We start from the raw sequence: 19559 nt of genomic DNA, 5'->3' as shown, positions 1-19559 counted from the left end.
GTCCAAATTTGAAGGGAGATAAATAAGTATATGAAAACCAACGGACAAATCATTCAGAAATCGACCATCGTTACACCGATGGATCAGACTGCCCTCAATTATGAGCAGGTAGACAAATTCACGGAAATGGCTTACGAATCGACAAGCTTTTTGAAAGGGATCCGCACGGTGACTCGTACCAGTGCAAAGGGGACCATCGATAAGATCGGTGTAACCGGTCGTAATCTTCGAAGCAAGGTTGAGAATGTGGGGGCGACGAATACGGCTGCTCCTACTTTCCCGCAAGTGCCTTACGCTGTAGCCCCTGTCGTGCTGCCATTTGAAATCACGGAAGAGTTCATCCGTCAGACGCAGCGTGTCCGCGGTCAAAACGCTGAGGATATCATCATGGCTGCCATGACAAGGAACTTCGGCGAAAACATGCAGGATCTCGGATTCAACGGGGATACAGCTACACCCAACACTGACCCTGACTATGATTTCTTGAAGATCAATGACGGATGGCTGAAGAAAGCGAAGTCTAAGGGGAACTTTATCGACTGGGCCACGCTCCCGGCTGAAAAGAAGGTGGGAATCTTCTTCGAACTGGAGAGAGCCATCCCAACACGCTTGCGTGCTAGCGGTGAATTTAAGTATTTTATGCACCCGAACACTTTCAGCGAGCGCCTGCAGAAGCTGGCAGAGAAGGATACCAGCGCATCCATCCAATTGCAAATCACCGGTGGTGTGAAGAAAATAAACTCTTACGATGTTGAAGAAGTGCCTCACATGCCAGAAGGTGCTGTATTGTTCACTTATCATCAGAATTTTGTACTGGTGAACACCTACGACATGCAGATCCGGAAGACCACGGAAGGTAAAGAGGCAATTTATGCGGACAAACGCTTCTATGCGATCCATTCGGACTATGATTCTATTTTCGAAGAGCCGGGAGCTGTCAGCTATTCGGAAGGGGTGACATTCTGATGCCATTCATTACTTATCGGGGGGATAATACGTCCTTGATGCTTTATGGCATCCGGTTTCCTGCCAAAGTGCCGGTAATGGTCGAGAATGAATCGATTGTGAAAAAGCTTCGTGAACGACCTGATTTTGAAATCAACGAGGAAAAGGTCATACCTTTGGAGGATTTGACCGTGTCTCAACTCAAAGACAAAGCGAAGCTGGCGGGGATTGAAGGTTTTGCAGACATGAAGAAGCCCGAGTTGATTAAAGCTTTGAAAGGGGAATTCGCCCCGGTCGATAACGATCCGCCTGTCAACGGCCTGGGCACCAAAGAGGGAGCTGACGGTACGAATGCTGACAGCAACAATCCTCCAACAACGTAGTCGTGTAGCTCCGATCCAGGAAGCCACAGCGGAACAACTGAAACAATATATTGATGACGCCCAGGTGCGCATTGAACTGTATCTGCCAATGCCTTTCCCGGAAGTCGTGGATCGGCAGCTCATGCTTGCCTGGGTTAAATTAGCTGAGGGGCTTGCCTTACAGGATAGCGAGGAATACCTGGCCGCTGTCGCTCGGAACTATGCTTCTGAGAGTGACGGGGCTTGGACCTATACTCGGCAGGCGATCGCAGGCAAAACCACGGGGAACCCGGACGTGGATGCTATCCTTTTCCTCTGGGTCAAGAAGCAGCAGGAAGGGCCGGATGAAGGTAACATCACGGCTTATTTGCTGTGAACCACCGCTTTAAAACGCCGCTTGCTGTGTACCGGGTGGGCAGCAAGCGGGATGGCGATGATCTATTCAGTGATCGCAAGTCGGGAAAGGTTGCGGATCTGAAGTGTTTTGTAATCAAGACAGAGACATCTGAAAAAACCGACTCCAAACCAGTGCTGTACATTGTCAAAAAGACCATCGGCGTACCGAAGGCGTCCGACATCCAGCTTGGTGACGAGGTGGTCCTGCTAGGTCGTCGTTATCTGGTCATTGACTCGATCCCGCGTCGTTACTGGCGTGAATTACTGGTCACATGCGAGGTGAAAGGCAATGATCGTTAATGATTTTGATGGACTGGCCCGCCGTTTCCGTCAGCTTGCCGACAAGGGCATGAAACAAGTCCTTACGAATATCGCAGAAGCCTTGGGTGAAGCTTTGTTGAACCACGTCATTGACGAGATCGATCGTCAAGGCCTGATTGACACGGGCCTGATGTGGAACTCATTTACTCGAGGTGGAGAAGGGAACGTATGGGAATGGGATGTTGATCGGAACGCGATTACGCTTGAAGTAGGATCCAATCTTGGTGCGGATTCAACGGATCAAAATGTCTGGGGCTATCCACGACTGATTAACGAGGGATATACGATCCATAAGGCACATTTCGTGCCGGGATATTGGAACAGCGGCGGTTCGTTTGTATATGACCGCAATGCGAAGGGTGGATTTATGGCCAAACCGCGATCCTTCATCGGCAGGAGGTACTTTGATTTGGCGGTTGCAGAGTTTGAAGGCGGGATGAATCAATTGATTATTAAACGTTTGGAAATTGAACTGGAAAGGGTGCTGCGCTAATGGACGCTGGTTTGAAAGCATGGGCTGAAATTGTGCGGCAGGTATACCCTGATCTTCCGATCCTGCGTGACCGGACACAGTGGCTTGCTGGAAGTTTCGAGCGGCCATCGGTGTTTATTGAGACGGATCTGGTGTCCGACAAGGTCCATACGCCGCGGGCAGACCGGATCATTGAGGATGTGGGGCTGGTGTTCCACTTTGACAAGGAACGTATGACCGAGGAAGACGAGGGTGAGCCGATTCCCTTTGATCTGACCCCGTTCTTCACCTTTCTGCGAAAGCGAAGGTTCTGTTATTCGTCCCAACGTTTCGGCGTCGCCTTGGTTATCGAGCCGCCTCGCACTCGACCGGAAAAAGACCGGATCGAGGTCACCTTCCGATATTCGTATCTGCTTGCGGTTCCAAAGGATCCGGTCCCGAAGATCAATGAATTCTACATTGCATATGGAAAGGAGCGTACACCTTGAGTACAAAACGAAAAGAAAAAGATGATTCCGCTGCTTCGGTCCATTTGGATTTAAACAAGCGGACCAAGCAAGAATGGATTGAGGGCGCAGCCGCCTTGAAGCACGAACGCTTTGAGGTGGCAGGCGCCCTTTTTAATTGCAAACCAGATGAACTTCTATCTCAGCAAGATGTACAAAGCCGACTGGATGCCTACCTGCGTCCGGCGGCAAAGAAGGAGGAAACGCTGAATGTCAATTCAGAGAGTTAGACCAGGTGCGTATGTCGAGTTGATTGCTCTGGCCAAGGCCAGGGTTGCGCCGTCGATGGGTCGGGTGCTGGTCCCGTACCAGGCCGAATGGGGGGCGGCTAATTTTGCTGTAGATATGGCTGACACTTCCGAGCGCCTGAAAGAGAGCGGCCTGCAGGTTGATGTGCTGGAGCTTGCCGCCGAAACAGGAGCAACGGTGGTCGGATACCGGGTGACCAACGACCAGGAAAAAGCGGCTGCAGCGACTGTGGCCGACAGTTACACGATTGAGGCGCGTTACCCTGGGTTACGCGGAAACGATTTTGAGTACATGATCCGGACGAGCCTGGTCGATGCGACCAAAAAAGAGATCGTTGTACGGGATACCAAAGGAATCTATGACACGGAGACATTCTTGGTGGCTGATAAACCATCCGCGGAAGAAGCGCTGAAGAAATCCAACATGGTCCGTTTCAAGGCATTGGGCGCTTTAGATATGGCTGACGTAGATTATACGCCGCTGACCGGGGGTGTTTCTGGTACTGGAACCATCACAGCTTCCGACTGGAGCCGTATATTTAACCGGGTGGATGGCCTAACATTTGATGTGTTTTATCTGTCCGCAACCGATCCAGCCGTTCAAGCAGCTGCGAAACAGTGGTTGCTCGATCGACGGACTAAGGCCCGCAGACTGGCTCAGATGGTTGTCGCTGGCCCTGCTGCTGATGATACGGACATTGAAAAGCATAACGCTCGCAGCCGTGCAATGAATGCCCGTTACATTGTCAATTGTTCCTTGGCTGGTACACATACCAACGGGAAAACCTATAATTCCGTGCAATGGGCTGCGTGGGTCGCAGGTCTGTTGGCCGGCACGCCTGCGAACAAGTCCTTCACAGGTGTTAAGGTGCCGATGACATTGGCAGCCATCGATTGGAGTCATAGCGAAGTTATGAAGGGGCTGGCCGAAGGAACACTCATGGCCACGCGTGACGGGTATGACTACATCATTGAGTCGGCAGTCAATACGTTGACCACTATGGGAGCCGGCGAGCGGGAGGACTTCGGCAAGATTCGTGTATCGATGACGATCGACCAGATCCTCAACGACATTTATGGTGCGGCTAAAAAGCAAAAGGCGAAACTCGACAATGACAAAGATGGCCGGGGGATGTTCATTGCTTCTGTGTTGGAGTATTTGTCAATTCGCGCTGCTCAGAAGGCCATCGCATCGGAGTATACTTTCACGGAAGACCCTGATCAAGTGAGCGACTTTGACTATGCTTACTTTAAGCTGTACGCCAAACCGCTTGATGCGATCGAAGCATTCTATATCACATGGGAGGTGGCGTAATCGATGGAACGCGAACTGATTGGCCGGAATCTATCCGTCCAGGATGACAACGGTGATCCGATCCAAACGATTAAAGAGATCGAGGTCATCTTGCAACCTGAAACACTGGATGTGGTGCGTGCCCGAAAAATGGCAAAGACGAAACAGATCGTGGGTTACGAAATCCCGGTCAAACTGGTCATGTCTAAGTTGGAATCACGCCTGCGCTATCGCTTGTTGGCCGATTTCAAGGCGGGCAAGACGATGTTCTTGGATCGCATCACTGGTGCGCTTGAGGATATGCAAACGGGTAACGTCGAGCGAGTTCTAATCACCGGCATCCATATTCATGGAAACATGGATATTATCGTGGCTCAGATCGATAGCAACAGCGGTATTGATATCACTTTAGAAGGTACCGCCTCTGACTTTGAATTTGTTGAAGAATTTCCGGATTATATGGCTTAAGGGACGGGCAACCGTCCTTTTTCCTTTTCACCAAAAATTAATTTTAATTAATGGAGGCACATACGATGAGCGACAAATTGCAGAAATACTTGGCACGGGGCAAAGGGAACAGTAAACCAGAAACCATCACAGTGGAAGCTGATGGAGAACAATGGTCTGTTCGTAAGCTGACGACTGTGGATGTGCGTCGGGCATATGAGTTGGCTTACAACGATGATGGCACGGCCAAAGAGACCTACAATGACCTTGACGTCATGATTGTGAAGGCAACCGAGCATGATTTTGACTGGAACAATATCGAGCTGCTGAAGGCATTCAATTGTGTTGAAAAATTTGAGCTGCCCCCGCGGCTTCTTTCGGATCCGGATGAGTACGGTAAGCTGAGTAAAGCAGTCCGAAATTTCAAAGAAACGAAGGAAGAACTGTTAAAAGAAGCAAAAAACTCATCCGGCGAGACGGAGAAGCAAGCTGGGTAGCGTCCTTTTGGATCAACCAGAAAAAACTGCCTGCCGAAGTCTTGCCTTATGATGTGGATCTGAATCGACAGTATCACTTTTGCTTGGCTGCATCCATGTTGGCCGAGGAAGAGTTAAAGAAACTCAATAGAAGCCGGGGGAGGGGGTGAACGACATGGCAACGGCGAAACGCATAACGGTGCCCATTGAAGCGCAGGATTTGGTGTCCGGTACGCTGCGCCGCATGCAGCGAGGATTTCAATCGACGCAAGATGATGTTTCAAGGTTGCGGCGAGCAGCGGGGGAGTTGGGTCAAGACTTTATTACCAGCGCCCGCCGTGCGAGTGAATCAGCCCGCGATCTTGGGGCGCAGATCGGCAGAGCTACCAATGAAGCCCGTCAAATGGGGAGAACAGCGATCGGCGATTTGTTCAGCCGTGCGCGGGCGAGTGCAGAAAACTTCCGGCGGTCGGTATCCCGTGCCGACAGTGAAGTACGCTCTATGAGCGATGCCCATGTAACGCTCAGGGCTGACGATCAAATCAGTCCTCTCATTGACAACATATCCGCCAAAATCTCTGCCTTAGCAGCGTTGGGCGGGGGGATGGTGTTAGGCGGCGGGGTCTCGGATTCCCTCTTTGGAGGAGTAGGGGATTATTACACTGAAGCTGCTCGAGCTGCCCCTTACCTGTCAGCACAAGAGAGGGATCGAGCGCTTGTTGTTAATGATGAACTATATGCACAAGCGATCATTCCGGATCGTGCTACAGGAGCCAGAAGCCTTGCCGATTTAGCACCAATGGTTTCTGATAAATCACAGATTGGTGATGCCTTGTCATCGTCGGCAAAGATTCAATATATCCGTCCTGATTCGAGTTCAGAAGAAATAAACCGCGCCTTGGTTCAAGCTAGTAATGCTTTTAAAGAGGCGCCAACTCAAATTGCGGATAGTATGATGTATGCTTATAAGAATGTTGGCGATCGACAGCAAGACTTGTTTGATACTTTTTGGGAATACAGTCCGTACTTTGCTAGTTCGGGAACCAGTTCAGCGCAAATGTCTAATTTCTTGACTAAAACGGTCCAAGAAGGGGCATTTAACTTTGATAAGCCAGGCGACTTTTTCAAAGAAGTCTTTGGTGTCAAAGCATTGAACAAGGACGATATGGTTAACTACTTTATCAGTCGAGGTTCAGGAAAAAATGATGCGCAGCGCCAAGCCGAAGCTTTTACTGCAGATATTAACTCTGGTAATAGTCAACAGGCACAGGGGGCTGTTGCAGCATTGCTGGCCGATCTGGCAAGCCAGAATAGAAACGACCTGAAACAATCCCTCGTGTTACTGGGGTCAGCGACAGCGGAAGATAACTCCGATGCTATTCTTAAAACGTACGGAGCGGCATTCGAAAAGGCACCCGATATGACAGGTACCACTAACCGACTGCTCGAACAACAACAAGCTGCAGATCCGTTGGTCGAATACAGACAAACCCAAAATCAGATGAAGGCGCAACTTCAAGACATCGGCGGCACAATTATGCAGGCATCAATTCCTGCTATGCAAGAGTTCAACTCGCTGCTGGTTGAAAATAAGGACAGTATTGAGGCGTTTGGATCCGGAATTGCAACAGGGATCGAAAATGTAATAGGTTTCTATAAAGATCATACTGGAGCTATTAATACTGCACTATTGGGATTGGCCGGTGTTCTGGTCACCAAGGCGATTACCTCCTTCACTAAAGGAATTATGCAGCTAAACAGAGACTTGGTTGGGGCGGGAAAACGGATTTGGAGTATGACATCCACTGGAGGTAAGTGGGTATGGAACAAGCTTCCTACCAAACGTAAATTTGGCGGAGGCGGTTCCCCTTCAATCGAAGGACCTGAGCTCCAATCCGTGACAACGATGAATGTTAACGCTGGTCGCGTTTATATTACTGGCAATGTCGGTGGCGACGATGGAAGTCGTAGAAGAAGAGGGAGAAATCGCCGTCGGGGAAGGAATCGGACTGGCTCCATGCCAGACATCGATCGTCCACTACCTAGACAATCAAATGATGTCAAGCCGGCAAAAGGACGGACTCCTCGCGGAATCTCGTTGGGCGGTAGCGCCAAGGGATTAATGCGGGCGGGTGGTATTCTTGGTGCTGTTGGAGGAACAGCTATCGGCGCCTATGATCTATACACGGTAGCCAAGGAGGAAGGATTTAAAGAAGCCGTCGCTACCCGCGGCGGATCTGTTGTAGGTGGTGTTGCTGGGGGAGCGATAGGTGGCGTTGTTGGCTCCTTAGCTGGTCCAATCGGATCAATGCTTGGTGCGTCGGTGGGTAATTTTGTGGGTGAGAAGGTCGGGAATTGGTTTGATGACTCGGGTATCACCAGGAAAGTGGTGGATACCTTCTCGGACATTAGCTCAAACGTATCTACATGGGCCAGCAATACTGCCGATACCATTAAAGAAACCGTGGGATCTTGGACAAACACAGCGGCTGAATGGTTGGGAATTAAGAAGAAAGAGCCGCCTGAAGAACCGCGGCCTGAATCGAAACTCACCTTTACCGGAACTGCCGAGAACCAAGTCAAGGTAGAAGCTGCTTTGAGGAGCTTCTATCAAGACGTGGGTCAAAAAGGGATGAAAGAAGCCATTACGAATGTGGTGGATCAGTCTGGCGTGAAGACGGCTATGGACGGCCTCAAGTCCTCATTCTCGGACATTTGGGAACGTTCAAAAGCTAAGGCAGCGCAGGAAGAAATTAAGGGAGTTGGAGTTGAGGCGCAAAAGGCGGGAGAGAAAACCAAGAACCTTGCCCAAACTTCAAAGAGCAGCACCCAAGAAATTGTATCTGGAGCAAAAGACGCGAGCCAGAGTTTTTCCGGTGTAAGTTCTTCTGCTGGCAATGCAGCATCACAGACTAGGCAACATCTGATGTCAATCCAAAATGTAGTCAGTCAGGGCAGCAGCTGGGGAAGCAATTTAATATCTATGATGGCCGCCGGCATGCGCAATAAATTCCCGTCCCTGACATCTGTTGTTTCTCAAGCCGCGGGGGTCATTAAAAACTATCTGGGATTCAGTTCACCGACCAAAGAAGGGCCGGCCAGTAATTCGGACAAATGGGCCGTAAACTTTGTGAACATGTTTGCTGATGGCCTGAACCCTGCAAGGATACGCGAGCGAATGAACCTAATCGCCGGGACCATGCAAGAAGGCGTTGATGGAATTGAGGGACCGGGTATGTCCGGAAGCAGCATTCCGCTGCGGACAACCCCACTAGCAGAGCAAGGGGCAACCGGTTCTAAAACGGTGACTATCGGGAATATAACGATGGACTTTAGCGGTCTTGGAGCAGGCATTACCGATTTCCAATCGTTTGCTAAGGCTCTGACCAGCCCTGAAGGCCGCGCGCTCATCCGGCAAGTATTCGGCGAGGAATTGTACAAAGTACTGGAGACAGGGGGTTAAAACATGCTGGCTATGTTTCAAGGAGCGATCCGGCTAACTTTCCCAATCACCCCGGCCGAGATCCAGATCACAACCGGCAACAATGTTGATACGTTCAGTGTAATCACAGGTCAGGAACGAACAGGGAAACCCTCTGCCAAGCTGCAGAGGGTTTCTTTTTCGACGATTCTGCCACGAGGATGGCGTGAATTGTGGGAGACAGACAAGAAGCAAACGGTCACTTATAAACGACCAGAGACGACATGGCAGCTGCTAGAAAAGTGGAAACCGAAGCCCGTTGTGCTGAACTTTGAAGAATTGTTTTCTCAGACTATGTTGATTGAAAGCATGGACATCGTATATAAGGATGGCCAGGGCAATATTCACATTACGATGACTCTGGTCGAGCATAAGCCTGTAAAAATCGTAACCTACAGCAATACTAAGCAGCTCCTGAAGCCTGGTGTAATCATCACCAAAGCTTCAAAAAGCAGACCGAACACAACAGCCAAATCAGACAAAAAGAATAAAAAGAAGTCAAGTGAAAAAAAGAAGAAAGCCGAAGCGAAGAAAAAAAGCAAGGCAGCCAAGGAAAACGCTGATAATGCAAAAGGAGCATTTGACTATACAGCACAAAGGAACAAAATTTCATCGGCATTGGCCAAGCCGATGTAAGGAGGGGGATCATGGACAAGTTCGCAGTCATTTATGGCAAAAACGATGCCAGATCGGCCCTGACTCCTGCGGTAACAGACGTGTCTTGGTCATCTCAAAGGGATGAAATTGCTCGAAGCATGACCGTACGACTGCGTGATATTCCAACGGTCAGTGTGGCCGGTATGCTGATGTGCTTTTCTCATAGGGTAGGCAAGGATCTCCTTCATCACAAAAACCAATTCTTCCACGGTCCAATCATCAAATATGAAAAGGATGAATTCTCGGGAGTTTGGGAAATCGATGCTCGTGAAATTGGTTGGTACTTGGCCAAGAATAAAGGGACTCGGCCGTATTTGAAGGGTGAGGCAGGAGCTGAACTGCAGCGCTACATTAAAACTACGGGCGTAGACTTCCGCTGCCCCAATCTGGGGTTTAACCTGGACGAGAGGTACGGGACGATGGCTCATTCCGAAGTCATCTTGGATGTGCTGCAAAAAGCATATGAGCGTAGCGGCTACCGTTATCATGTGGATGCGATCCGTACGGATAAACACTTTTATCTGCAGGTGGTTCGAGAGGGTACGAACGAGCGCGTGCCTATTTTTGTACCTGAACAAATGGAAGCCAGTACCGCTGGATACGACTTGGAAGATACGTACACGGTGGTCACCGCGCAGAAATATAAGGATGACAAGATCGTTTCTTCTGTTACAAAAACAAATGCCGATGCACTCAAAACGTTTGGTCGAATGGAAGAAATCATCGAAGTGGAAGAAGGTGAGAATCCGACCACAATAGCTACGCAGAGGGTTAAAGCCATGTCATCTGCGAAGCAGACCAAGAAAATCACGGTGCGTCATAATGACTACACACTGGCGGGGCTGCGTGCTGGGTGGCTTGTATTAATTAAGACCACGGTGGTCACCAAATGGATCGTGGTGAGTGCCGATAGCAGCTGGCGAAACGGGATATTCACCGTCAAGTTGGTCTTGGAAAGAAGGGAAGCTTGATGCTGCTGGATGCAATTAAGCTGTTACAGAATAAGACGAGGGATCGCATCGATGCCCGTGATACGGAGCGAGCAACGCTCCTGAGCTGGCCTGCTGCAAAGATCGAAGTTGACGGCGATCCCTATCCTTATGAAGCTGGGAGCCTGGTTTTTGCGGATTACCTGCAGGAGCGTGAAATAGAAGTTACCTTTGAGGTAACGGAGCCAGAGACTTCGACGATGAAAGGGAAATTACTGATTCCCAGCCCTCTGAAGGCTGGCGATCGACTAATTGTTTCCCGGATGACCGGGCAGCGGTATTACGTTCTCGGAAAGGAGTGATAGCGGATGGACGAGGAAGAGACAATTTTCCCTGATATGGAGCTGGATGAAGTCGATGTGACCGATTTGGTGGACTCCATTCCTTCCGGAACCAAATGGACCTATAAAATAGACTACCGCACCCGCAGGGCTGTACTGGACGAGTTCGGGCGACCTGTACGTACCGAAAGCTATGAGGAGTTCCTTGTAGAGACGGCGATGAAGATCCTTAGTACTGAACGGTTTCAGTATGTGGTTTATGGTGCGGATATAGGTGTCGAAAAATCAGAATGGCCAGGTTGGGAAGATCACGAAATCATCCGTGACATCGAAGAGGCACTAACGGCTCATCCTGAGATCGAGGAGGCCGAGGTAAAATCGATGACCCGCGTTGATCGTGGAATGGAATTAACTGTCCTCATCACTGGTCTGGTTGGCAGTGCTGAACTAAATGAGGTGATCGAGTTATGAGCCTAACGATTAATGATTTGCCGAAATTCCCGAGTATGCCCGTACTCGAAGAAACACCCGATATGATCTATCAACGTTGGGTCAATCGTGTGATTGCGCTGGCTAATGAGCGCGGCTTACCGCCGCCGCCAGTAGGGGAAGGGGAGTTTTTTTATGACATGTGGTACCCAATCGCTCAGGAGCTTGCCGAGCAGCAAGAGTTATGGGGGTATGGCGTGCTGCAGGCCACACCCATCTGGGCAGATGATGAGTTTTTGGACGCTCACGGGTGGGCTGACGGGATCCCGCGCAAAGAAGGGGAATCGAACGATGATTATCGGCTGCGGATTCTAGATCGAGCGTTTAGCGAAGAGGGGAGCGGTCGCCGCAAAGATTACGAGAACTGGGCCAAAGAGATTCAGGGCGTGGGCAATGCCGTTGCCCGTGAAAAGGAACGTCATGACAATTCAATCGATCTATACTTGACGGATATGTCCGGTCAGCCGATTACACCAGAGTTTGCTGAGCAGGTCAAGGAGCTGATGTGGGAGGATTACCGCATTGCCGGGCATGATCTGGCCGTGCATCCGGCACCGGTATTTGTTGTCAGCGTGAAAGCTACGCTGGAAACAGCTGAGGACCTTCAAAAGTTGGCTGAGTTGATCCGGCAGCGTGTGATCAGTTACGCAAACGGCCGCAGTAAGCTGTTATATAACTATATTGCTGCTCTCCTACTGGTGCCGGGCGTCGAGAACTACAGCGCCTTTACGCTCAATGATGGCCATCAGGATGTGGACATCCCTCCGGTATCGATTCTGCAGGTTGAGGTGATCCTTTCATGATTCCTATTCGATACCGGGAAGTGTTGCCGCCCTATTGGTATGAAAACGAGGTGGCGGGGTGGCACTTTTGCGTTATGGAGGAAGAGATCGATTCGCGTGAAAAGAAGATGGATGATCTGGTCGACCAGTTCTTGTTGAAGCGTGCGACATGGGGGCTTGGGCTTTGGGAGTGGATCTACTTTCGTGCGGAACAGGTTGGTACGATTGAGCAGAGGCGGGAGGCAATCCGCCGGAAACGGTTGGCCAAGAAGCCATTCAAATTGTCGATTCTCCGGCAGTTGGGTGCTCAATACGGAAAACTACTAGATGTGAAAGAAAAATTTCTGGACAAGGAGATTCACTTTGAATATGATACCAGCTCCCCGATCAGCCTCGAGGGGCTATTTGGTGATTTCGAATATATCCGCCCGGTCCACATCAATCGAGCAGTCCCTATTGCCAAGGCGCCTGCATCAACGATCACATTGAGTGCCAAGGCTTACAAGTACAACATCGATTTTCCGATCTGCGGCCTAGAGATGCCTATGGAGCCAGGGACGAGCGGTACAATAGCAGCCCAGCACATAACCATTGGTGCGGCGACGACACGTGCCAGCATCGACAGCCCGATCACTGGTTTTGAAATACCTATGCAAGGAGGGATGCCGTGATGGCAGATATAATTCAACCACTACTGCTAGATTACGTGGTCAACGATGTAGATTCGCACTTTGATCACGCGTTGGTCAACGTGAGCGGACAACTTGTTCGATACCCGATCCACAATACTGTTATTTCAGGGAGAAGCGTCCGGAAATACGTATTCTTAAGTGACACAGATCTGATTGGAAAGCAGATCCTTGGAGCGTCTTTGATGGATGATCAAGGTAGAACACTTGCTAACCAAAGCATGAACATCGTGAAAAATAATCGGGGGTTCCTTATCGGATTTGAATTTACCGTGAAACTGGAGGTGAAACCAATTGTATAACAAACAGGTGTGGAAAGATGAGATTCCGGATCTTGCTCGCCCTATCTTAGACGGATCGGGGAAACAGAAGACGGATCCGCAGACGGGCCGGCCGTTGTTTGAACTTGTTCAGGAAGGAACTCGAATTACGTCCACTCGCCTTAATACGATGGAAGGCGGAATCGAAGCGGCTCATACGTTGGTCGAACAGCTAGCCAAGGAGTTGGGCGGCAATTTTGTTGCCGTAATCAATGGGGTTATGGGACTGCAGTGTAGTGCGCAAGGACTGACGGTCACTTGGACCGCTGGGGTGGCTTATGTCGGCGGCCGACGGTTTGAAGTATCTGCCGGCAATATGCCTCTCAATCCAACTCAAGGGCAGTATTTGTATGTAGACACAGATGGGATCGTCAAAAAGACAACATCTCAGGCAACAGCCAAAGCAGGGGTGTTGCTTTTTTATGTAGCGACGGATAGCAGTGGAGTTATCTCATCGACGGATCAGCGAGTGAATATTAGCCTTGAAGAGATTCTGATGAAGCTTGAGAATATTGATGTTCCGGAAGCATCCCTTACCGAAAAAGGTATCGTGCAGCTCTCCAATGCTACGAACGGCACGCGGGAGAATGTGGCCGCAACCGAGAAGGCAGTCAAGGATGCATACGATCGGGGAAGTGCAGGAATTAACGCTGCAGCTGCGGCACAAGCGAGGGCGGATGCGGCTTTTACGCAAGCCAATGACGGTAAAGGTAAGGTCCGCACCGCGATCATTGGCGAAAAAGGGACTGTTGAGGACGCGGACGGGGACGGCATACCAACATTTGACGAGTTGGCAGCGGGCGTGAAGACGATTCTCCCAAACGCAACAGCGGACGCGGTTCTTGATCCGAACATGCTTGTCGTTGGATATTCGGGATACGATGACGGGGTTAAAAAAGCAGGTCAGATGCCCAACCGGAGCGCGGAGAACCATCACATGCCGGGGCTTGAGGCTACGGTGTGGGCCGGTGATCGATTCTTTATTAAACCCCCGCGCGGGTTCTTTGATGGGGAATCCTGGGTGACGGCACCGGTGCCTTGGCTCGTTCCCAATAACATTAGAGCCGGGGTGAATGCTTCAGGTGTAGATGGGACCTTGCAGGAAGGCGTTAAATATGCCACAGGTACCATCGGAATCATCTATGCTCAAAATAGTCAACCCATCGATTGCGGGTTTGTTCCAAAAGTGTTTGTCGTGAGTGGTCTAGTTCAAGGTTTTGACAGTCGAGCATCGACCTATATATACCAGACCGCTGACGGAATAGATAGAACCGATGCTTATGGTGGGACCTATATCTATATCGTGACCCGAACGATGCAGCAAGTCATGACCGTACGCGCCAATAATGCGGACCGATATGTTCAAAACGTAATCTGGCAAGCCTGGGGCTAAAAGGAGATGTGAAGGATGGAATTATTTGAGTTCGGTCGGTGGATCTACTTTGACAAGGTCACTGGGGAGATCCTTCATAATACCGGTATCACTCAGCACACCGACCCCGATTATGAAAATAAACGAGATCCATTCAGCTATGCTGAAAAGCTTATGGATCGCGATCCCAGCAGTGTCGGAATAATTAAACTTAAGCCAAGAGAGCTTGAGCAAGACTTTGACGAGGGTTATCTTGCCCGAGTAAACCCGGACACATTGGGACTTGAATTTGTTTACCTTGATCCGGCTAATCCTGAAGTACCACAAGAGCCTCGAAAACCATTATCGGTTGAGGTTGATGAGCTAAACACAACCATGGGAACCCTGCTGCTGGAGAGTGCCAACGATAAGGCAACAATAGCCTCCCTTGAGGATACCGTAGGGAGCCTGTTGCTCGAAGTGGCTGCGCTGAAAGGAGGTGCAGTGTAAATGTGGTATCCGATCATCAAGCGTTATTACGATAACCAGCATCCTTTATACAACGATGACAGTCTAAAAACCTTTGTAGCCGCCAAGATGATCACAGCGGACGAGTATCAACAGATCACTGGAGTCGAATATGTAGCATAACGCCGTGAGGCGTTTTATTTTGCCCCTGGGTGGTCCAGGGGCTTCTTTTAATAGAGAGACAAAGACAGGAGGAAGGGTCGAATGGGGGAATGGTCTTCAATAATTAAAACCATATCCACAGCTTTGGGGGCACTGGCCGGGTATATGTTTGGAGGTTGGAACATGTTAATGAACTTACTTCTATGGCTTGTCGTCCTCGATTGGTTAACCGGTTGGGCGGCCGCATGGATAAAGGGAGAACTCAAAAGCAGAAAGGGATATCATGGCATTGCACGTAAGGTTGCGATCTTCGGACTCGTTGTAATCTCACATTTCATTGATGTCATCTTAGGAGGACAACAGTATTTTCAGAATGCTGTGGTCTTTTTTTATTTAGCGAATGAGTTGCTATCAATAATCGAGAATGTTGGACGAATGGGTGTGCCGGTACCGAAGGTCTTCCGGAGAGCAATTGAGGAATTCAATGAAATAAGTGGGGAGAAGGGTGACGGTAATGAAGTTGATCGATCTTCGGGGGAAGCTCCCGATCCACAAGACAAAGCGGTATAGTACCCGGAAGCTTACCGATATCCGATCGATAGCCATCCATCATTCGCTGACCTTCACAGGATCGCCTGAGGCTTTCGCGACTTATCACGTAAACACCAATGGATGGCCGGGAGTTGCTTATGCTTTTGTGGTCCAGCGTGACGGTACCGTGTACAAGTGTTGGGATCCTGATAAAGTCACTTATCATGTGGGAAACAGCAATAAGCACGCTCTTGGAATTTGTATGGTCGGAGACTTCCGGACGCAGCAGCCAACACCAGAGCAGTACCAGGCGACGCTTGAACTGGTCCGGCAGCTCCGGAAGGTCATTCCTTCCGCTCAGCAGATCAAAGGGCACAGCGAATACCCAGGGTACAGCTGGAAGGCATGCCCCGTCATTGATATGGATAAGTTCCGGGATGATGTTGATGGGAAAATAATCGAGAGGGATGATAGCATGAATGCAGCCGAAAAGGCAGAATTCGATTCCTTGAAATCTAAAGTTTCAAGTTTGGAGAATAGTAATAAGGTTTTGAAGAAGGGTCTACAAGAGCAAGGTTCAACCATCAAAAAGCAGTCAGCTCGCATTGCAGAGTTTGAGCGGCTGCATTACATGGAGGAAGTCCCAGCTTGGGCGAAGACAGCTGTGAATGAAGCGATGGCAGCTGGCTTGATTAGCTCACCTAGCAGCGGAAGTTATGACTTTTATCGATTGCTGACGGTCCTTCAGCGCGGCGGGATGATCATTAAGAGAGGGGATGTTTAACAATGAAAAACAACAAATGGAGAAATTATGGGATGTGGACGTCGTTGGTGGCGGCGGCATTGCTTATTTTATCAGCAGCTGGTAAGGTGTTTGGGTTTGAAATTTCCGAGGAATTAAGTACTAACATTACTGGGTTAGCGGTGGCGATCCTGGGTCTGCTAGTGATCCTCGGGATTATCTCCAATCCCAAAGAGGGAAATGGATATACCGACAAGGATAATAAATCCGACAAACGGAGCTTTCTTTGATCGGTAAGTGTATTTACAGTACAATCCTAATCATCTATACTGATTGAGCCCATACACCGGCCAGGTTATGGAGCAATCAGTAACGCAGCAAAAAGAGCTCAGTTGGCACCATAGCCGCTGAGCTCTTTTTATCGTTTATGGAGTGTACATACATCATTTCTTAAACGTCAATCTTCATTTTGAATGATGTTTTTCTTCCAACAAGCATTATTAAACTTAGTTTTTTTGGGTAATCTACATAATAACAAATTATTCTAAATAGTATTGCGGAAATGTGATAAGAACCGTATCATTAGTAAATGGTTAATTTTGTCGGAGACTTTCCCGACTTTAGCCTAAACAATTACTAAGGGTGGTTTTGTGGGTCTTTTACGTTTGTTCTGCATATTTATTGGGTTAGCAATATGCTGTGAAATCCCGAGCGATGATGGGACTATGTTGTTTAGGAGCTTCTTTGCTTTTTACATAATGTTTGGACTGGACTATGCTCGAATGTGGATGAAGGGAGTCAGCCCTTTTGAGCGCTATTTAGGTTTAGGGGGCTTAGTCTTCTCACTTGCTGTTATTGCGTTTAATTCTTTGGGAATGAGTAGAAATTTTGTGCTTAGTCAGGCTGAGTCGTCATATTATATTGTGAGTGCAGAAACTTTTAGGCTCTTTCCTAATTTCAGCTGGGATATAGACAGTTATTTTTTTTATGTAGCGTGTTTAACAATGGCCGCAGCCGCACTGGAACTTTTAATTCCTTTCGTCAATAGGTATAATAGAGATAAGATGGCGGATAAATCAAAAGCCGACCTAAAAGTTCACAATCAAAAGGAACCCAAGAGCATCAAGGATCATAAACATAAAGAACCAACAGTTCTTCCCGAAACAAAGGATACTAAAGGCGGTATCACTCTAGACGGGGCTAAGGTTTCAAGATCTGCTAATGGAGGTGGATAGTAATGTACATTTTTAGCTTATTGCCGAGCATAATTTTCGTCATGTTTCTTGCGTTAATCGCCGGTTTTTTCTTGCGTTTCTTATCAGAAGGAGCGAGCTTTAAAGTAGCCGTACTTTCCATTTTCCGATTTGCCTTCCTTCCCATCGCTTTCATTTTATTGATCTCTGAAATATATAAGAAGAAACGGCGATTAATATACGAAGTCAAAAAAACTGAGGAAAATGAGGAATTCGTTGCTAAATTGGAGGAACTTCTTAATAGTAAATGGAAACTAACGCTATTTCTAATTACTGCTGTTCTTAGGTTTCCTCGGATACTCTTAGACTCTTATATTAAATCTTCGATTGCATACGAAAATAAGAAAACAGCAAAGATAAAGGTTAAGAAGGAAGATGCTTTCTATGATTTCTTCTTAAAAGATTTCGACATCACAAAACTTATTATCCATAGAGTATAAGTATGAAAGGCCCTACCGGCTATGTGCTGGCAGGGCCTTTTTTATCTTTATTACGTTTTTTTAGCCAATCGTATAGCGCTCGTGATTGTTGTGGAGTGTAGAAATTCTTGAAGAATTCTATACTGATAATCATTTGGTGACCATCTAAAAACTCTCTTAATAGCTCCTCTGTAACATAAAAACAAAAATCCCCATATGCGTTATACGTGGTGATCCGAACCTCTTCCATCTTTTCGACCCTTCTATGCATGTTTACACGTATTTTACCTCATAGTTGCTTATATCCAACTTCAGATACTTCCGCATAAGTCGATCAAAAACTGTTGTCTTATCCTTGTAGAAAATTATGGTATAATCACTCTAAAATAATTATATTACAATATTTAGTATAAAATGAAAGGATGGGTGATAATGACGGGGTTTACAGAATTCACTTCCATTAATTTAAAGGCTGTATTCATTGATGTAGATTTAATTAGGCAGAAGATAACCACAGATATTAAACATGAAGGTAAGGTAATAGCTACACTCTATTTTGATTTACTTGAAAACAAAATACATAAAATAGGCGATTTTGAAGAGGTAAGACATCTTCAAGAGTTCGGTATTGATGAGCAGTACATAATTTCAAGAATTGAACAGCAATTGCCGTCGATTATTGATAATAAAATATCTAATCCAGACGAACTAAATATATAATTCACCAATAGGAAACCTTTTTTTCCAAAATAATACTTTATGCTTTACAAATATCGACAAAATAAGGAATGGTTGTGTGTTAGGGTGTCTGTAGGGAGAAATTATTAAGCTTAATAAACCCTAAACTTACGATAGTTTGGCCATCTATCAAAAAATTTGAAGGGGTTTGATTAAAATTAAGAAGAAATTATCGCTACTAACTACTCTATTACTCATTCTAACAATATTCTCAGTATCGGTTGTGTCAGCAGACCCTGGTGTCGAAAGTGATAGTGTTGGGCAAACAATTTTTGTACCGGAACAAGAGGTACAAGCGGCTTCTAGTGATTCTTCGGGGGATGAGGTAGGGATCCTTGCTAATCCTATGGGCAGAATAGATTGTGTAGCTCATGAATTCGGTGGAGCCCTGTGTGACTGGAGAGTAGCAGCCGGATTAAAGAAAATTGTATATTCGCATGTGACGGTTACATGGGAGAAATGGGATTCGAAAACATTTACATGGAAGCACGTAGGGGTATCAAGATTTGACTATGAGATTAATCCATCAAAATCTGTAATTGAAGACCAGGCTGGTATCAGCTTGTTAGTCAATGGATTTTATCGTGCCAAACTCGGTGGCACCATTATAACCCAAAAGGATGGTACTTTTGCGGCCAGTGCTAGCAATCCTGCAACGTTTACAGTTGATAAATAACGGCTTTTCAATTGACCAAGAACCTCGCTGGCTTAGGCTGGTGAGGTTCTTTTTTTATTGATTC

At 47.8% G+C, this 19559-nt stretch carries 29 protein-coding genes; 28 read left to right on the top strand and 1 reads right to left on the bottom strand.

Going from position 1 to position 19559, the window contains the following annotated elements; translation table 11 throughout:
* The first annotated feature begins 30 nt into the window (after positions 1 to 30).
* The 26 genes from P0X86_RS27150 (at position 31) to P0X86_RS27025 (ending at position 18102) form a co-directional block, all read left to right on the top strand.
* The gene (locus P0X86_RS27150) at positions 31 to 966 is read left to right on the top strand and encodes a phage major capsid family protein (protein ID WP_277746943.1); all 936 of its coding nucleotides are present in this window, start codon (positions 31 to 33) and stop codon (positions 964 to 966) included.
* The gene (locus tag P0X86_RS27145; protein ID WP_277746942.1) at positions 966 to 1328 is read left to right on the top strand and encodes a Rho termination factor N-terminal domain-containing protein; all 363 of its coding nucleotides are present in this window, start codon (positions 966 to 968) and stop codon (positions 1326 to 1328) included. The genes P0X86_RS27150 and P0X86_RS27145 overlap by 1 nt, the downstream gene beginning before the upstream one ends.
* Positions 1297 to 1683 carry a head-tail connector protein gene (locus P0X86_RS27140; protein ID WP_277746941.1) on the top strand — a complete coding sequence of 129 codons (387 nt, stop codon included), beginning with the start codon at positions 1297 to 1299 and terminating at the stop codon, positions 1681 to 1683. Before P0X86_RS27145 ends, P0X86_RS27140 begins: the two co-directional genes overlap by 32 nt.
* A complete protein-coding gene (locus P0X86_RS27135) occupies positions 1680 to 2003 on the top strand; it encodes a hypothetical protein (protein WP_277746940.1) in 324 nt (107 codons plus the stop codon). Before P0X86_RS27140 ends, P0X86_RS27135 begins: the two co-directional genes overlap by 4 nt.
* Positions 1993 to 2517 carry an HK97 gp10 family phage protein gene (locus tag P0X86_RS27130; RefSeq protein ID WP_277746939.1) on the top strand — a complete coding sequence of 175 codons (525 nt, stop codon included), beginning with the start codon at positions 1993 to 1995 and terminating at the stop codon, positions 2515 to 2517. The genes P0X86_RS27135 and P0X86_RS27130 overlap by 11 nt, the downstream gene beginning before the upstream one ends.
* Entirely contained in the window at positions 2517 to 2984 is a 468-nt protein-coding gene (locus tag P0X86_RS27125; RefSeq protein WP_277746938.1) for a hypothetical protein, read from the top strand. Before P0X86_RS27130 ends, P0X86_RS27125 begins: the two co-directional genes overlap by 1 nt.
* The gene (locus tag P0X86_RS27120) at positions 2981 to 3232 is read left to right on the top strand and encodes a hypothetical protein (protein ID WP_277746937.1); all 252 of its coding nucleotides are present in this window, start codon (positions 2981 to 2983) and stop codon (positions 3230 to 3232) included. The genes P0X86_RS27125 and P0X86_RS27120 overlap by 4 nt, the downstream gene beginning before the upstream one ends.
* Positions 3213 to 4565, top strand: coding sequence for a phage tail sheath subtilisin-like domain-containing protein (locus P0X86_RS27115; RefSeq protein WP_277746936.1), 1353 nt, complete (start codon positions 3213 to 3215; stop codon positions 4563 to 4565). The genes P0X86_RS27120 and P0X86_RS27115 overlap by 20 nt, the downstream gene beginning before the upstream one ends.
* 3 nt (positions 4566 to 4568) lie before the next feature.
* Positions 4569 to 5012, top strand: coding sequence for a phage tail tube protein (locus P0X86_RS27110; protein WP_277746935.1), 444 nt, complete (start codon positions 4569 to 4571; stop codon positions 5010 to 5012).
* Positions 5013 to 5077: 65 nt separating this feature from the next.
* On the top strand, positions 5078 to 5488 hold the full coding sequence (locus P0X86_RS27105; RefSeq protein ID WP_277746934.1) for a hypothetical protein: 411 nt from the start codon (positions 5078 to 5080) through the stop codon (positions 5486 to 5488).
* 154 nt (positions 5489 to 5642) lie between these two features.
* Positions 5643 to 8930 (top strand): tail tape measure protein, encoded by a 3288-nt coding sequence (locus P0X86_RS27100; protein ID WP_277746933.1) that lies wholly within the window; start codon positions 5643 to 5645, stop codon positions 8928 to 8930.
* A gap of 3 nt (positions 8931 to 8933) precedes the next feature.
* Positions 8934 to 9584, top strand: a complete 651-nt coding sequence (locus tag P0X86_RS27095; protein WP_277746932.1) for a hypothetical protein — start codon at positions 8934 to 8936, stop codon at positions 9582 to 9584.
* An 11-nt stretch (positions 9585 to 9595) separates the two neighbouring features.
* Complete coding sequence (locus P0X86_RS27090; protein ID WP_277746931.1) at positions 9596 to 10576, top strand: XkdQ/YqbQ family protein; 981 nt, start codon at positions 9596 to 9598, stop codon at positions 10574 to 10576.
* Positions 10576 to 10896: a DUF2577 family protein gene (locus P0X86_RS27085; RefSeq protein WP_277746930.1), complete on the top strand. Its 321-nt coding sequence runs from the start codon at positions 10576 to 10578 to the stop codon at positions 10894 to 10896. The genes P0X86_RS27090 and P0X86_RS27085 overlap by 1 nt, the downstream gene beginning before the upstream one ends.
* 6 nt (positions 10897 to 10902) lie before the next feature.
* Positions 10903 to 11346 carry a DUF2634 domain-containing protein gene (locus tag P0X86_RS27080; protein WP_277746929.1) on the top strand — a complete coding sequence of 148 codons (444 nt, stop codon included), beginning with the start codon at positions 10903 to 10905 and terminating at the stop codon, positions 11344 to 11346.
* On the top strand, positions 11343 to 12167 hold the full coding sequence (locus P0X86_RS27075) for a baseplate J/gp47 family protein (protein WP_277746928.1): 825 nt from the start codon (positions 11343 to 11345) through the stop codon (positions 12165 to 12167). The genes P0X86_RS27080 and P0X86_RS27075 overlap by 4 nt, the downstream gene beginning before the upstream one ends.
* Positions 12164 to 12817, top strand: a complete 654-nt coding sequence (locus P0X86_RS27070; RefSeq protein WP_277746927.1) for a putative phage tail protein — start codon at positions 12164 to 12166, stop codon at positions 12815 to 12817. Before P0X86_RS27075 ends, P0X86_RS27070 begins: the two co-directional genes overlap by 4 nt.
* The gene (locus P0X86_RS27065; protein ID WP_277746926.1) at positions 12817 to 13137 is read left to right on the top strand and encodes a hypothetical protein; all 321 of its coding nucleotides are present in this window, start codon (positions 12817 to 12819) and stop codon (positions 13135 to 13137) included. Before P0X86_RS27070 ends, P0X86_RS27065 begins: the two co-directional genes overlap by 1 nt.
* A complete protein-coding gene (locus tag P0X86_RS27060) occupies positions 13130 to 14548 on the top strand; it encodes a phage tail protein (RefSeq protein ID WP_277746925.1) in 1419 nt (472 codons plus the stop codon). Before P0X86_RS27065 ends, P0X86_RS27060 begins: the two co-directional genes overlap by 8 nt.
* A 15-nt stretch (positions 14549 to 14563) precedes the next feature.
* On the top strand, positions 14564 to 15016 hold the full coding sequence (locus P0X86_RS27055; protein ID WP_277746924.1) for a hypothetical protein: 453 nt from the start codon (positions 14564 to 14566) through the stop codon (positions 15014 to 15016).
* Complete coding sequence (locus P0X86_RS27050; RefSeq protein WP_277746923.1) at positions 15017 to 15157, top strand: XkdX family protein; 141 nt, start codon at positions 15017 to 15019, stop codon at positions 15155 to 15157.
* Between the two features lie 81 nt (positions 15158 to 15238).
* Complete coding sequence (locus tag P0X86_RS27045) at positions 15239 to 15706, top strand: phage holin family protein (RefSeq protein ID WP_277746922.1); 468 nt, start codon at positions 15239 to 15241, stop codon at positions 15704 to 15706.
* Entirely contained in the window at positions 15651 to 16451 is an 801-nt protein-coding gene (locus P0X86_RS27040) for a peptidoglycan recognition protein family protein (protein WP_277746921.1), read from the top strand. The genes P0X86_RS27045 and P0X86_RS27040 overlap by 56 nt, the downstream gene beginning before the upstream one ends.
* Positions 16452 to 16453: 2 nt before the next feature.
* Positions 16454 to 16699, top strand: coding sequence for a phage holin (locus P0X86_RS27035; RefSeq protein WP_277746920.1), 246 nt, complete (start codon positions 16454 to 16456; stop codon positions 16697 to 16699).
* Positions 16700 to 17059: 360 nt separating this feature from the next.
* Positions 17060 to 17644, top strand: a complete 585-nt coding sequence (locus P0X86_RS27030) for a hypothetical protein (RefSeq protein ID WP_277746919.1) — start codon at positions 17060 to 17062, stop codon at positions 17642 to 17644.
* 2 nt (positions 17645 to 17646) lie between these two features.
* Entirely contained in the window at positions 17647 to 18102 is a 456-nt protein-coding gene (locus P0X86_RS27025) for a hypothetical protein (protein WP_277746918.1), read from the top strand.
* 19 nt (positions 18103 to 18121) lie between these two features.
* Here the strand turns inward: P0X86_RS27025 and P0X86_RS27020 are convergent, their stop codons facing one another.
* A complete protein-coding gene (locus P0X86_RS27020; protein ID WP_277746917.1) occupies positions 18122 to 18331 on the bottom strand; it encodes a hypothetical protein in 210 nt (69 codons plus the stop codon).
* Between the two features lie 182 nt (positions 18332 to 18513).
* On the opposite strand from P0X86_RS27020, the gene P0X86_RS27015 reads away from it, so the two are divergent.
* Together P0X86_RS27015 and P0X86_RS27010 are read left to right on the top strand one after the other, a co-directional pair.
* Positions 18514 to 18801 (top strand): hypothetical protein, encoded by a 288-nt coding sequence (locus tag P0X86_RS27015; protein ID WP_277746916.1) that lies wholly within the window; start codon positions 18514 to 18516, stop codon positions 18799 to 18801.
* Positions 18802 to 18967: 166 nt separating this feature from the next.
* Entirely contained in the window at positions 18968 to 19495 is a 528-nt protein-coding gene (locus tag P0X86_RS27010) for a hypothetical protein (protein WP_277746915.1), read from the top strand.
* The last annotated feature ends 64 nt before the right edge of the window (positions 19496 to 19559 follow it).

This window comes from Paenibacillus sp. BR1-192 (assembly GCF_029542445.1).
Classification (GTDB): Bacteria; Bacillota; Bacilli; order Paenibacillales; family Paenibacillaceae; genus Paenibacillus_AQ; species Paenibacillus_AQ lautus_A.
Note: the sequence above shows the minus strand (reverse complement) of the source record. Positions and strands in the feature narration are given on the sequence as shown.